The sequence below is a fragment of the Capnocytophaga canimorsus genome (assembly GCF_002302565.1).
GTDB lineage: Bacteria > Bacteroidota > Bacteroidia > Flavobacteriales > Flavobacteriaceae > Capnocytophaga > Capnocytophaga canimorsus.
Window position 1 is genome coordinate 2,252,673 of sequence record NZ_CP022382.1, and the last position, 13,605, is coordinate 2,266,277.

Below are 13,605 nucleotides of genomic sequence, written 5' to 3' on the forward strand. Positions count from 1 at the left end.
CTGTTTGGAACGTATTTTCGGCTCTTATCGTTTTTCCAAAAGTACTACATTTTCTACGTGGTGCGTCTGCGGAAACATATCGACAGGTTGCACTTTGGTGACCTTGTACATTGCGTCCATCAACGCCAAATCACGTGCTTGTGTAGCGGAATTACAACTCACATACACCACTTTAGGCGGAGCAATGTTGAGGATTTGTTGTACCACGTCCTTGTGCATTCCGTCGCGAGGTGGGTCGGTAATGATAAGGTCAGGTACTCCATTTTCAGCTATAAACGCTTCATTGAAAACGTTTTTCATATCTCCCACAAAAAAACTTACGTTCGTAATATTATTGTTCTGGGCATTGACTTTAGCATCTTCAATAGCTTCTGGAACTGCCTCTACGCCAACTACTTTTCGGGCTTTCTTTGCTACGAATTGAGCAATAGTGCCCGTTCCGGTGTAAAGGTCGTACACCAATTCATTTCCCGTTAGCTGGGCAAAATCACGAGCCACTTTGTAAAGTTCATAAGCCTGTTCGGAATTAGTCTGATAGAAGGACTTAGCATTGATTTTAAACCGCAAACCTTCCATTTCCTCATAGATATAATCGCGTCCTTTGTAGCAAATAATTTCTTGATCGTAAATAGAATCGTTTGCTTTTCCATTGATAATATATTGAAGCGATGTAATTTGCGGGAATTTTTCTGACAGAAAATCGAGCAGCAACTCCCGTTGAGTTTTATTTTCCTCAAAGAACTGAATAACCACCATAAGCTCACCAGTGGAAGCAGTTCGTATCATCATCGAACGTAAGAAACCTGACTGATTACGAGGGCTATAGAAAGGCATTTCGTGTTTCAAAGCGAACTGCTTTACCGCCAAGCGTATGGCGTTGGAAGGATCGGCTTGTAGATGGCATTTTTTAACGTCAAGAATTTTATCCCAAGCCCCTGAAATGTGAAAACCTAAGCCGTTGCGATTGTCAATACTTTCTGAATCTTTTATCTCTTCAGGCGTAAGCCAACGCGTATCCGAAAAGGAAAATTCCATTTTATTGCGGTAAAAATAGATTTTTTCCGAGCCTAAAATAGGTTGTATTTCAGGGAGTTCTATTTTTCCTAAGCGTTTGAGATTATTTTCAACCTCTTTTTGTTTGTAAAAAAGTTGATGTTCGTAGCTCATATTTTGCCATTTACATCCCCCACAATACCCGAAATGTTCGCAAACGGGTTCGGTACGCCTTTCTGATGATTTGTGAAGTTTTGTTACAAATCCTTCGTAATAAGCGTTTCTTTTTTTGGTAGTTTGCACATCAACTACGTCACCTGGAACAGCATCTGACAGGAAAATAACCCGTCCGTCAGGAGCTTTGGCTACACTTTTGCCCTTTGCCCCAGCATCGATGACTTCTATATTTTCAAATACTAACTTCTGATTTTTCTTTTTCATTGGGCAAAAATACTACCTTTGCTTCAAATTTTTAATTTTTTCGATGAGTTTGGGAACAATTTCAAAAGCATCACCCACCACACCATAATCGGCAGATTTAAAGAAAGGAGCATTCTCATCATTATTGATTACCAGTTTAACCTTTGAGGCTTCTACTCCAGCCAAGTGCTGAATAGCACCCAATATCCCGATAGCGATGTACAGATTGGCTGCCACGGGTTTCCCTGTTTGCCCCACGTGTTCGCTATGCGGACGCCAACCAAGGTCAGAAACGGGTTTGGAACAAGCCGTTGCGCCTCCTAAAACTTCCGCAAGTTCTTCAATCATTTTCCAATGCTCAGGTCCTTTTAACCCTCTACCTCCCGAAACCACTATGGAGGCATCTGCAATGGAAATTTTACCTTCAGAGCGCTCAGTACTCTTTACAATTATATTAAAATCGCCTTCAGAAAGAGCAGGGGAGAAGTGCTCTGTTTGCAAGGTTGTTGCAGGATTTTCTTCCACAGGAAAAGCATTGGCAGCCAGGGTAATAATCTTTTTAGGGGTGTTTATTCTTGTCCAAGCATATCCTTTATTTGAAAAAACGCTACGCTTTACGTCGAAATTTTCAGCGCTTTCAGGTAAGGAAATAACATTTGAAAGTAAACCTGCTTGTAACTTCACGGCTAATATTGGGGCTAAATACTTAGCTTGGTTGGAAGAACTCAAGATAACCACCGAAGATTGTTCTTTTTCAGCGGCTTGTTGTAAGGTCAAAGCGTAGGGTTTTGCTGTAAAATTAGCGAGTTTTTGGTCGTTCACTAAAAGCACTTTATCTACTCCGTACTTTTGCAGTGACGTTACATCATTTATATTAAAGGCGATTGCGGTAACTTTCTGATTAAGTGTTGTTGCAAGTGCTTTAGCATAAGAAGCGACTTCAAAGGCACTTTTTTTTAATCTTCCGTTTTCAGTATCAAGATATACAAGTATAGACATAATGTTGTTTTTGGGTTAGATAACTTTGGCTTCGTTATGTAATAAATCTACCAATTGGTCTAAATCATCGGCAGGAATCATTGTTACAGGTTTTTTTGCCGAAGGTTTTTCAAAGGAAATGATTTGTGTTTGATTTTCGAGAGGTTGCCCTTCTAAAACGCTTAAGGGTTTGGTTCGAGCTGTCATTATACTGCGCATATTGGGTATGCGTAGGTCTTTTTCGTGTACTAATCCTTTTTGTCCAGCAATAACCAAAGGCAGTTTTGCCGAAAGAAGGGCTTTTCCGCCTTCAATTTCTTGTTCCAAATCGGCAGAATTATCCTTTATTTCCAGTGAAATACATTTATCAATAAACGGATAATCCAGTAAGGCGGCAATCATTCCTCCTACCATACCTCCGTTATAATCCAAGGATTCTTTTCCTGTAATGATGAGATCATATTGGTTCTCTGATGCCACTTTTGCGATTTGTGAAGCCACAAAGAAACCATCGACGGGGGGAGTATTTATTCGGATAGCATCGTCGGCTCCTATAGCAAGGGCTTTTCTTAGGGTGGGTTCTGTTTCAGCTCCACCCACGTGAATTACCGTTACTTGTGCACCGTGTTTTTCTTTAAGCATAAGGGCTTTGGTGAGTCCAAATTCATCATTAGGATTGATGACGAATTGTACACCAGAGGCATCGAGTTGTTGATTATTTTGAGTAAAATTAATTTTTGAAGTGGTGTCTGGAACATTACTGATACAAACTAATATTTTCATTTTGTGTGTATTTTGAAGTGATTATACGCCTACAAACAGACCTTGCTTAGGCAAGGTAAAAGTCGAAAAAAAAAAAGTAATATGCAACCCTAATTTTTTATCATCAATAAAAGACAACGGATGTTTCTAATATCATTTTGATTTTAAAAGGCTATTTATTAGTGATTTGTGTGCTTTTCTGTCGTTTCATTTGATAGAGAATATTTAATCGAATAAAATTTTTATTTGGGAAAAGCTGTGTGCAATTCAAGAATATATTGTATTTTTGTGGTTTGAAAATCAGAAAAAAAATATCATAGTATATAATGAGAACGATACAATTTAGAGAAGCCATTTGCGAGGCGATGAGTGAAGAAATGCGTCGTGATGAGTCTATTTACTTAATGGGTGAGGAGGTAGCCGAATACAACGGGGCTTATAAAGCCTCAAAAGGAATGTTAGATGAATTTGGTGCTAAACGTGTGATTGACACGCCCATTTCCGAGTTGGGATTTGCAGGTATTTCGGTAGGAGCTGCTATGAACGGAAACCGACCTATTGTTGAATTTATGACTTTCAATTTTTCATTGGTAGGGATTGACCAAATTATCAACAATGCCGCTAAAATGCGTCAAATGTCAGGTGGGCAGTTTAATATTCCTATCGTTTTTAGAGGTCCTACAGCTTCGGCAGGACAATTAGCAGCAACACACTCTCAGGCTTTTGAGAGTTGGTACGCTAATTGCCCAGGTTTGAAAGTAGTTGTACCTTCTAACCCTTACGATGCCAAAGGTTTGCTAAAATCAGCCATTCGAGATAATGACCCTGTCATCTTTATGGAGTCTGAGCAGATGTACGGAGATAAAGGGGAAGTACCTGAAGGAGAATATACTTTGCCTTTAGGAGTAGCTGACATTAAGCGTGAAGGGAAAGATGTTACAATCGTTTCTTTTGGTAAAATTATAAAAGAAGCTTATGCCGCTGCCGATCAGTTGGCTAAAGAAGGCATTGAATGTGAAATTATAGACCTTAGAACGGTACGTCCAATGGATCACGAGGCTATTTTCAAGTCAGTGAGAAAAACCAATCGTTTGGTTATTTTGGAAGAGGCTTGGCCTTTTGGAAGTGTAGCCTCTGAGATTACATATCAAGTACAAGAGAATGTTTTTGATTACTTAGATGCGCCTATTCAACGAATTACTACTGCTGATACACCAGCTCCGTATTCTCCTGAACTGCTCAAAGAATGGTTACCTAATGCCAATGACGTGATAAAGGCTGTTAAAAAGGTAATGTATAAGTAATTCAAATTTTTTCAAATTCTTATTTTTTTATGTGATGGTTTTTGAAGATGTTATTCCTTCTTCAAGAACCATTTCTGTGTTTTTAAAAAACTAAAATTTATGAAAAAAAATATTTTTTTGATATTGTTTCTGTTGCCTTTTTTTACAATTGCACAAACGGTGGTTTCGGGTAAAATTATTGATGAACAAGGAAATCCTGTTTCTTTCGCTAATGTTGTTTTTGTCAATTCTACCATAGGAACGTATTCGGATATTGATGGGAAATTTTCGTTGTATGCTGAAAAAAGGTATCGTGAGGTAGAGGTTTCTTTTGTAGGATTTGCCTCAAAAAAAATTCGATTGGAACAAGCAAATACATCTAATTTAGTGATTATTCTTGCAGAAGGGGAGGAGCTTAGTGAGGTAATTGTGGTGGCAAAACCCAAAAAAGCACTTTCCAAAAAGGAAAATCCAGCATACCCTATACTGCAAGGTATTTGGAAGAACAAAAGTAAAAACGGAATAGAAAATACCCTATCTTATCAGTATAAAAAACATAGTATTACAGAATTAGGAATCAATAATTTGGATACCGTGTTTTTGAAAAGAGCGCTACAGAAAGATTATGATACTATCCGAAAAATACTCTCTGAAAAAAAATACAAAGAGAAATTTACCGTTCCAATGTATTTGAAAGAAAAGATAGAGTTTGTGTACGGAAATAATGAATTAAACAAAACACGTACTGACACCTATGCTGAACGTTCTCAGGGGGTGGTGCAAAATGGTTACGGATTGGAACGCATCGGCAACGCTTTCGATGATTTTAACATCTACGAAAATTCGTATATTATACTGAATCGTCCTTTCATTAGTCCGCTTTCGGAATTTGGCTACGGAGTATATCATTATGTTTTAAATGATTCTATTATCGAAGAAAATAGAAAATTTTACAAAGTGTATTTCTTTCCTAGAGAAGACCAAGATTTGGCTTTGGAGGGAAGTTTTTTGGTAGATAGTAAAAGTTTTATTATCAAAACAATAGAAATGAAAACTACCCCGAAGACCAATGTAAATTTGGTGCGTGATTTATTTTTTCAGAAACATTTCAAAATCATAAACGATAGTGTTTATCTTCCGTATCGTGAAATTAATGAAGGCGATTTTACGGTTTTCAGTAAAGATGATAGCGAAAAAGGAATGTACATTCGGAGAACCACTGAATTTTCCGATGTATTGCTAAACCAACCTAAAGATGCTAATTTTTATGACCAGATAAAGGAGCAGACACGCCGTTTTCAATATGAGAAAGATGAAGACTATTGGAAGAAAAATGAGCTTACTTCAGTCAATTTACTAAAAACTCGCGCTTTGATACAAGAAATAGGTAATAATAAGAGAATTAGGCGAGTGAGTGATGTTGTTGATATTATCGGCTCAGGATATATCCCGATGGGTAAACACTTACAGTTTGGTGCTTTTTGGCAAACCTTGACAACCAATGATGTGGAAGGGCTTCGTATCCGTACTGGTTTTAGAACTTTCAACTCCACTGAAGACCGATTCCGTTCCTATTTCTATGGCGCTTACGGAACAAAAGATAATGATTTCAAATATGGGGTAAGCGCAAAATATTTATTGCTTCACAAACCTCGTATAGTTGTAGGAGCCGCCTATCAGAATGATAATTTGCAATTAGGCGGAGTCATACAGCATAATGATGCCCAGTTGAATTTTGTAAATCCTTCTAATTTTATGCTTTCTCGAGGGAAGAATTACTACTTGACTAAAAATCAGCGCATACAAGGAGTTTTTTCGTATAATCCTCATAAAAATTTAGAACTTTCTTTATTTGGAATATATCAGAATTCACGTCCAGCTGCTCCAGAGCATTTTTCTATTGCCTACCAGAAAACTCCTACTGCTGAGGTGCTTCATCAGTATAGTGATTTTCAATCTGGATTTATTTTTACCTATACCCCCAAGAGAAATGTTTATGGTTTTGGGGTGGAACAGCGTTACGGTACGAAGTTGTATTCCACTTACAGCCTAAAATATACCAGAGGTACGCAAGGAGTAATTAAAAGCCAGTTTGATTACGACAAGGTACAGTTATTGGTAAGTCGTCCTACCCCGATATGGAAGATAGGTACGCTGCGTTCTACACTTAAAGCGGGGAAAATATTTGGAGCAGCACCCCTTACTGTACTTACACCCACTCCTGTTAATCAAGCATATACACTAACGCCTCAAGCATTTGCTTTGCTGGATTATTATGATTTTATTACAGATACTTACATAAACGGATATTTTGAACATCATTTTGACGGATTTATATTTAACCGAATACCTTTTATTAAGAAAGCAGGGTTGCGTAGCTTAGCTTTTGCCCGATTTGCATACGGTACGCTTTCCGATGAAAACAGACTTGCTAATTTCTCTAACATCATAAATTACAACGCCCCTGAACGCCTGTATTGGGAATATGGTTTTGGTATAGAAAATATAGGTGTCGGAAACTTCCGATTTATCCGTGTTGATTTTGTGTGGCGTAATGATTTTAATGACGTAAATGGAGTACGAAATCCTAAATTTGGTATTCGTGTAGGAATATTGCCTACTTTTTAATGATTTAATGATGCTACTATTTATTAGTGTGAACAAAAAAAGCCCTTGAATTTTTTCAAGGGCTTTATTGTATGTATTGTTTTTTAATAATTTACGTATTCTGTAATTTCCAGTCCGTAGCCAGACATTCCTACATAGTTTGAGGGTTTGGAATTGGTAAGTAAGCGTAATTTACTGATATTCAAGTCGTGTAGTATTTGAGAGCCCATTCCAATATCTTTTGTATCATTCTGATTTTCAGATTTTAAAATTGGATTTTTTTCTTGACGTACCTTAATTTCAGTAATTCGTTTGAGCAAATTCTGTGAATATCCCTCTTTGTTGATTACAATAACGGCACCTTTACCTTCATCGTTAATTTTCTTAAAGATTTTTTCCAGCGGATTGTCTTTATGGTTTGCTAAAACTTCCAAAATATCGTTGCTGATAAAAGAAGCGTGAACGCGTGTAAGTACAGGTTCATCGGTTTGCCAACTTCCTTTGGTAAAGGCCAAGTGAATTTGTCCGTTAGTGGTTTGCTCGTAGGCTCTAAGCCTAAACTTGCCATAAGAGGTTTGCAGGTAAAAATCTTCTTTTTTAATAATGAGGCTGTCTTTACGCATTCGGTAGGCAATCAAATCTTCTATGGAAATGATTTTCAAATCAAATTTTTTTGCCACCTCCATCAGTTGCGGAAGTCTTGCCATAGAACCATCTTCATTGAGAATTTCTACCAAAATACCTGCGGGATATAGTCCAGCTAATCGAGCTAAATCTACTGCGGCTTCGGTATGCCCTGTGCGACGTAAAACTCCGCCTTCTTTGGCACGAAGCGGAAAAATATGCCCCGGACGCCCCAAATCGAAGGGCTTGGTTTGAGGGTCAACCAAGGAGAGAATGGTTTTGGCTCTGTCGTGTGTTGAAATTCCAGTAGTGCAGCCTTGTCCTTTTAAGTCCACCGATACGGTAAACTGTGTTTCGTGCAATACGGTATTGTTCTGTACCATCATTGGTAAGTCTAACTCGGCACATCGTTTTTCGGTAAGCGGAGCGCAAACCAGTCCTCGTCCGTGCGTAACCATAAAATTGATCATCTCAGGAGTTGCTTTTTCAGCAGCGGCTACAAAATCGCCTTCATTTTCCCGATTTTCATCATCAACCACAATAATTACTTTTCCTTTTTGAATATCTTCAATAGCTTCTTCAATAGTATTTAGCTGTATTTCTTTTGTTTTATCAATTTGCATATCAAACTTCTTTAATGGTTCGCAAAAGTAATATAAATAAGTAGGAATGTAAAATAGGTTAGTCAGAAATTAACGAGAGTATGGTTTCTAGGGCTTGTTTTTCACTTAAATTATCCATTGTGATGATGTGTGTGGCTTGGCTATAATACGGATTTCTGTCAAAGAGGTGCTTTCGAACAAAGTCAAGCAACTCTTCATTGCCTAGATGAGCGATTAAAGGACGATTTTGCTTTTGAAACTCTAATCTTTCGGCTAAAGTTTGGGGCTGGTATTTTAAGTAAAATACATTTTTTGAAGCCTTTAAGATATTTTGCATATTTGTTCCATAACAAGGCGTACCACCACCTAAGGCTAGTACAAAACTTTTTTCCGAATTTAAAAGTTCGTTTAAATAGGTAATTTCTTGTTTTCGGAAATAAATTTCGCCTTTCTTTTTGAAAATTTCGGTAACGGATTGTCCTTCTTTTTGCTCAATGTAATGGTCTAAATCAATAAAGGGGAGTTTTTTTTGTGTAGATAAAGCCTTTGCTAAGGTTGATTTTCCGCTTCCCATATATCCTAATAAAAAAATCTTCATTTCTAAAATATTGTTTTATAGCTTGTTGATTATTTTTTTTCTTTTAGGTGCAAATTTATATGATTTTTTTGTTGAAAAATAAATAAAAGGTATTATATTTGCACCCGCATTCAGTTAAGGAATGGAGACTTGGTAGCTCAGTTGGTAGAGCACAACACTTTTAATGTTGGGGTCCTGGGTTCGAGCCCCAGCCAGGTCACTTTAAGGTTTTTGAGATTTTTTTAGACTTGGTAGCTCAGTTGGTAGAGCACAACACTTTTAATGTTGGGGTCCTGGGTTCGAGCCCCAGCCAGGTCACAAGAAGTTAAGTTTTTAGGCTTAACTTTTTTTGTATAGCCTTGAATTTTGCCCACGTGGAGAAATTGGTAGACTCGCCATCTTGAGGGGGTGGTGTCTTTACAGACGTGCTGGTTCGAATCCGGTCGTGGGCACAGAATGAAAAATAACTCCTTGTTTAACAAGGAGTTATTTTTTTGTAATTATTTTGAATTTTCAGATTATTGATTTATAACTAAAAATCGAAAATCGAACGGATTCAGTTCTTTAATAAGCATTTCAATAAAGTCATATCCTTCTTCTTGATAGAAAAGTGAAAAATTATTGAAACGTTCCTGTAATGAGCCATTTGGAAAGAGTTCTTCTTGCAATTGAATTACTCGTCGAATCTCGTCTTCGAATTTTCTTTTTTGGGCTTTTAGTAAACGTTTCTCTAACTGATTTAGTCCTTTTAATTGTTTAATTTCTTGAGCTTTAACTGCATTTAAGAAAGTTGTGTCTGTTTTTTCTGCTAATTCATATAAATAGACAAATTGTTTTTGGAGTTGTGTTTTTTGCTTAGTAAAATCAATAGGAAATTCACTCCATTTTTTAGTTATTTTGTTTTGTAAATCATTTCTTTTTAAAAAGAAATCCTTAATTGGAATACCTAATTTATTGATTTTTTTAGTTTGTTTTTGTGTAGTTATTAGTACAGAGTTACGAAGCATCAACATCGGAAAAGAAATTTTTTCTGCCTCGAAAAAGCGTTTCAACTGTAACCAATAAGCAATTTCTCCCCCTCCACCGATATAACACAAATTGGGCAGTATTACTTCTTGATAAAGCGGACGCATAATTACGTTGGGAGAGAATCGTTCAGGGAATTCTTGTAATTCTTTCCTGATTTCCAGCTCTGTAAATTGTAAGTTAGTGTTTAAAACTTCAAAGTGCTTTTCATTATTTACGATTCGGTTTCTTCCATTGGGGGTTAAATAAAACAAGTTGATTTCTCGTGGATTAACTTGTATAGGGTAAGAGGAGTTAATATTTTGTATTTCTTGAACGCTTTGACTTACATTTTTTTGAGCTGTTTTCTCAAAAAGCTCACGTTCCATATAAGGTGCAAATAAATTTTTTAACTCCGAGCAATTGCCGTCAACCACCACCAGTCCATACGTTTTGAAAAGAGAATTTACTAAAAATCGGGTAGCTAAAGCCAATGAAGAATGTTCTAAATAACTTTTTTTGAATAAGCTATTCAGCTCTTCGGCGTATTTACCTAAACCGAACTCTTGTTTTAAAACAGAGTAAACTTTTTCTAGGGATTGTGTGTTGAAATTCCCTGTCATTCCCGTTTGTTTACTATTCCAAACGATTTTTTTATTTTCCAAATGAAAATGATTTATTTCTTCAAAATCGTGGTCTTCTGTTGCTTCCCAATAAACGGGTACAAAGTGATAATCAGGATAAGTTTGTGAGAGAAGTTTAGCCGTGTTAATGGTAGATATTATCTTGTAAATGAAGTACAAAGGACCTGTGAAAAGGCTTAATTGATGTCCTGTAGTAACGGTAAAAGTGTTGCTTTTTGCTAAAAGATTTATATTTTCGAGTACTTCATTTGAGGTCGGAATACCTTGATATTGCTTTTCTAAGGCGCTAACCAAAACTTTACGATGTTCGTTTGAATAATTTTCGTGTTTTTCTTTGATTTGACTTTTAAAATTGTCTAAGGTAGGGAAACGATGATATAAATTTCTCAATGTTTTCTTTTCCAATATGTAATCAGAAATAAATGACGAAAAAAAGCGAATTTCTTCAAAAGGGATATGAGTTGTGGTCATAATAAATCGGCTACTTTTTTGATGACGCCAAAAGTATTAAATAAAAAACAAAATAAAAACATTTCAGAAGTGGTTTCCTGAATGTTAAAAAACAAATTTATTGTTTTAAAAATTTTGCCAGATATAAAAAAAGTTGTAATATTGCCCACCTTTTGTAGGCAGTAAAGAGCAAGAAAGGATTTATAACTAATGTAAAATCTTCTGGATGAAACTTTGCTAAGCTCTTGGGTTTCAGAAAGAATACAAATTTAATAATCAGCAAATGGCTGAACAAAAACAAGTTACTCCTGAGGAGTTTTTAAAAGAATTTAACTGGAGTCGATATCAGGAAGGTATTGACCAAGTAGAAGAAGAGAAACTTAAAGAATTTGAACAATTAGTTGAGACTAACTTTGTTGACACACAAGACAATGAAGTGGTTGAAGGTGTAGTGGTTCACATTACTGACAGAGAGGCGATTATCGATATCAATGCTAAGTCAGAAGGGGTTATTTCTCTTAACGAGTTCCGTTACAACCCAAATTTAAAAGTTGGGGATAAAGTAGAGGTATTAATTGATGTTCGTGAAGATAGAACAGGTCAGTTGGTACTATCTCATCGTAAGGCTCGTACTATAAAAGCGTGGGATCGTGTAAATGCGGCTCACGAAAATGGCGAAATTGTAAATGGTTTCGTGAAATGCAGAACCAAAGGAGGTATGATTGTTGATGTATTCGGTATTGAAGCATTCTTGCCAGGTTCTCAAATTGATGTTAAGCCTATTCGCGACTACGATCAATTTGTGAATAAAACTATGGAATTCAAAGTGGTTAAAATCAATCACGAATTCAAAAATGTGGTGGTATCTCACAAAGCGCTTATTGAGGCGGATATTGAAGAGCAGAAAAAAGAAATCATCGGACAGCTTGAAAAAGGTCAAGTATTGGAAGGTGTGGTTAAAAACATTACTTCATACGGAGTATTCATTGATTTAGGAGGTGTGGACGGACTTATCCACATCACTGATCTTTCTTGGTCAAGAATCAATCATCCGAGCGAAGTGGTAGAATTAGATCAAAAATTGAACGTGGTTATCCTTGATTTCGATGATAATAAATCGCGTATCCAATTAGGATTGAAACAATTACAAAAACATCCTTGGGAAGCTTTAAGCGCTGAATTGAATGTTGGTGATAAAGTAAAAGGAAAAGTAGTTGTAATTGCAGACTATGGTGCGTTCATTGAAGTAGCTGAAGGAGTTGAAGGATTGATTCACGTTTCAGAAATGTCTTGGAGTACACACTTGCGTTCAGCTCAAGATTTCGTAAATATTGGAGATGAAGTTGAGGCGGTTATTCTTACTTTAGATAGAGAAGAGCGTAAAATGTCTTTAGGAATCAAACAATTAACGCCAGATCCTTGGACAGATATTACTGCAAAATATCCAGTAGGTTCAAAACACGTAGGTGTAGTTCGTAACTTTACTAACTTCGGAGTGTTTGTTGAGCTAGAAGAAGGTATTGATGGACTTATCTATATCTCTGACCTGTCTTGGACTAAGAAAATCAAACATCCGTCTGAGTTTGTAAGCGTAGGCGACAAGTTAGATGTTGTTGTTTTAGAGTTAGATGTTGAATCACGTAAGTTGTCATTAGGTCATAAGCAAACTACTGAAAATCCTTGGGATAAGTATGAAGATGCTTTTGCCGTAGGAACTATTCATTCAGGAGAAATCTCTAAAATGGTGGATAAAGGGGCAACTGTTGAGTTCAACGAAGATGTAATAGCTTTTGTTCCTACACGTCACTTAGAGAAAGAAGACGGTAAAAAATTAGGTAAAGGAGATACTGCTGAATTTAAAATTATCGAATTCAACAAAGAATTTAAGCGTGTGGTAGCTTCTCATACAGCAATTTTCAGAGAAGAAGAAGAGAAAATTGTAAAAGAAGCAACTGCTTCAAATTCAACGGTTGAAAAATCAACTTTAGGAGATTTGGACATTCTTCAAGAGTTGAAAGATAAAATGGAAAAAGGGAAGTAATTTAGTTTTTTTCATAATTTTTTGTTTTAATGAGAAAAGGCTGTCGCTGGGAAGCAACGGCCTTTTTGCCTTTTTATGTATAATGATGAAATATACTCGATTAACAAAACAACAACTTGAGGCGCTGCACCACGATTTTGCTCGTTTTTTAGCCGCACAGCAAATCACAGCTGAAGAATGGCAACAAATAAAAGAACAAAAGCCAGAAGTAGCTGAACAGGAGTTAGATATATTTAGTGATTTGGTTTGGGAGAGAAGTCTTCAAAAGGTAAAATTTCTTGAAAAAATAGAACCTCAGTCCATTTTTTGTTTTGAGGTAGAACAAACGCAAATTCAGATGCTATCGGTTAGGGTGATAAACCCAGAGGTTGATTTAACCACCTTAGAAGGAATGCTGTGGCTAACACGTCATTTTAATGATGAATCAGTCCAAATGTATCAAGGCAATAAGGCTTTTTCGCAGGAGCGTAATATGGAGATTTTTGAGCTCATTTTACAAGGAGCGGTTATTTGTGAAGGAGATTTGTTCCGAAGTCTTTCCCAGATGTTGAAACAATAGCTTAAAATTTGTAAAAACGGCAGAATGTACGTGATTTTTCACTACCTTTGGTCGCTTAAA

General features: G+C 36.5%; 10 protein-coding genes and 3 tRNA genes. 7 read left to right on the plus strand and 6 right to left on the minus strand.

The annotated features are described in order from the left end of the window. Positions 1 to 24: 24 nt before the first annotated feature. The 3 genes from rlmD to CGC47_RS09945 are packed head-to-tail and all read right to left on the minus strand — an operon-like array spanning position 25 to position 3,174. Positions 25 to 1,434: a 23S rRNA (uracil(1939)-C(5))-methyltransferase RlmD gene (gene rlmD / locus CGC47_RS09935; RefSeq protein WP_041988172.1), complete on the minus strand. Its 1,410-nt coding sequence runs from the start codon at positions 1,432 to 1,434 to the stop codon at positions 25 to 27. A gap of 12 nt (positions 1,435 to 1,446) precedes the next feature. Next, a complete protein-coding gene (locus CGC47_RS09940) occupies positions 1,447 to 2,412 on the minus strand; it encodes an electron transfer flavoprotein subunit alpha/FixB family protein (protein WP_042001516.1) in 966 nt (321 codons plus the stop codon). Between the two features lie 15 nt (positions 2,413 to 2,427). Further along, a complete protein-coding gene (locus CGC47_RS09945; RefSeq protein WP_095900303.1) occupies positions 2,428 to 3,174 on the minus strand; it encodes an electron transfer flavoprotein subunit beta/FixA family protein in 747 nt (248 codons plus the stop codon). Between the two features lie 305 nt (positions 3,175 to 3,479). Here CGC47_RS09945 and CGC47_RS09950 point away from each other — a divergent pair, with 305 nt between their 5' ends. Together CGC47_RS09950 and CGC47_RS09955 are read left to right on the plus strand one after the other, a co-directional pair. After that, the gene (locus CGC47_RS09950; RefSeq protein ID WP_041988164.1) at positions 3,480 to 4,457 is read left to right on the plus strand and encodes a pyruvate dehydrogenase complex E1 component subunit beta; all 978 of its coding nucleotides are present in this window, start codon (positions 3,480 to 3,482) and stop codon (positions 4,455 to 4,457) included. A gap of 99 nt (positions 4,458 to 4,556) precedes the next feature. Next, complete coding sequence (locus CGC47_RS09955; protein WP_095900304.1) at positions 4,557 to 7,064, plus strand: DUF5686 and carboxypeptidase-like regulatory domain-containing protein; 2,508 nt, start codon at positions 4,557 to 4,559, stop codon at positions 7,062 to 7,064. An 83-nt stretch (positions 7,065 to 7,147) separates the two neighbouring features. Here CGC47_RS09955 and ribB read toward each other — a convergent pair whose 3' ends face one another. Together ribB and CGC47_RS09965 are read right to left on the minus strand one after the other, a co-directional pair. Beyond that, positions 7,148 to 8,290 carry a 3,4-dihydroxy-2-butanone-4-phosphate synthase gene (gene ribB, locus CGC47_RS09960; RefSeq protein ID WP_042001519.1) on the minus strand — a complete coding sequence of 381 codons (1,143 nt, stop codon included), beginning with the start codon at positions 8,288 to 8,290 and terminating at the stop codon, positions 7,148 to 7,150. 58 nt (positions 8,291 to 8,348) lie between these two features. Further along, positions 8,349 to 8,867: a shikimate kinase gene (locus CGC47_RS09965; protein ID WP_095900305.1), complete on the minus strand. Its 519-nt coding sequence runs from the start codon at positions 8,865 to 8,867 to the stop codon at positions 8,349 to 8,351. Between the two features lie 126 nt (positions 8,868 to 8,993). Between CGC47_RS09965 and CGC47_RS09970 the strand changes: the two genes are divergently transcribed. The 3 genes from CGC47_RS09970 (at position 8,994) to CGC47_RS09980 (ending at position 9,298) form a co-directional block, all read left to right on the plus strand. Then, positions 8,994 to 9,066, plus strand: a tRNA-Lys gene (locus tag CGC47_RS09970). Positions 9,067 to 9,091: 25 nt separating this feature from the next. Further along, positions 9,092 to 9,164: transfer RNA gene (locus tag CGC47_RS09975), tRNA-Lys, on the plus strand. Positions 9,165 to 9,214: 50 nt separating this feature from the next. Then, positions 9,215 to 9,298: transfer RNA gene (locus tag CGC47_RS09980), tRNA-Leu, on the plus strand. A 66-nt stretch (positions 9,299 to 9,364) separates the two neighbouring features. Here the strand turns inward: CGC47_RS09980 and bshC are convergent. Continuing rightward, entirely contained in the window at positions 9,365 to 10,966 is a 1,602-nt protein-coding gene (gene bshC / locus CGC47_RS09985) for a bacillithiol biosynthesis cysteine-adding enzyme BshC (RefSeq protein ID WP_041999750.1), read from the minus strand. Between the two features lie 262 nt (positions 10,967 to 11,228). Here bshC and rpsA point away from each other — a divergent pair, with 262 nt between their 5' ends. Next, positions 11,229 to 12,986 (plus strand): 30S ribosomal protein S1, encoded by a 1,758-nt coding sequence (gene rpsA / locus CGC47_RS09990; protein WP_041999753.1) that lies wholly within the window; start codon positions 11,229 to 11,231, stop codon positions 12,984 to 12,986. 85 nt (positions 12,987 to 13,071) lie between these two features. After that, positions 13,072 to 13,545, plus strand: coding sequence for a DUF6495 family protein (locus tag CGC47_RS09995; RefSeq protein ID WP_041913785.1), 474 nt, complete (start codon positions 13,072 to 13,074; stop codon positions 13,543 to 13,545). The last annotated feature ends 60 nt before the right edge of the window (positions 13,546 to 13,605 follow it).

What these genes read in the sequence shown, in the direction of transcription:
- rlmD (WP_041988172.1), bottom strand. Translation starts at nt 1,434, where the DNA reads ATGAAAAAGAAAAATCAGAAGTTAGTATTTGAAAATATAGAAGTCATC.
- CGC47_RS09940 (WP_042001516.1), bottom strand. Translation starts at nt 2,412, where the DNA reads ATGTCTATACTTGTATATCTTGATACTGAAAACGGAAGATTAAAAAAA.
- CGC47_RS09945 (WP_095900303.1), bottom strand. Translation starts at nt 3,174, where the DNA reads ATGAAAATATTAGTTTGTATCAGTAATGTTCCAGACACCACTTCAAAA.
- CGC47_RS09950 (WP_041988164.1), top strand. Translation starts at nt 3,480, where the DNA reads ATGAGAACGATACAATTTAGAGAAGCCATTTGCGAGGCGATGAGTGAA.
- CGC47_RS09955 (WP_095900304.1), top strand. Translation starts at nt 4,557, where the DNA reads ATGAAAAAAAATATTTTTTTGATATTGTTTCTGTTGCCTTTTTTTACA.
- ribB (WP_042001519.1), bottom strand. Translation starts at nt 8,290, where the DNA reads ATGCAAATTGATAAAACAAAAGAAATACAGCTAAATACTATTGAAGAA.
- CGC47_RS09965 (WP_095900305.1), bottom strand. Translation starts at nt 8,867, where the DNA reads ATGAAGATTTTTTTATTAGGATATATGGGAAGCGGAAAATCAACCTTA.
- bshC (WP_041999750.1), bottom strand. Translation starts at nt 10,966, where the DNA reads ATGACCACAACTCATATCCCTTTTGAAGAAATTCGCTTTTTTTCGTCA.
- rpsA (WP_041999753.1), top strand. Translation starts at nt 11,229, where the DNA reads ATGGCTGAACAAAAACAAGTTACTCCTGAGGAGTTTTTAAAAGAATTT.
- CGC47_RS09995 (WP_041913785.1), top strand. Translation starts at nt 13,072, where the DNA reads ATGAAATATACTCGATTAACAAAACAACAACTTGAGGCGCTGCACCAC.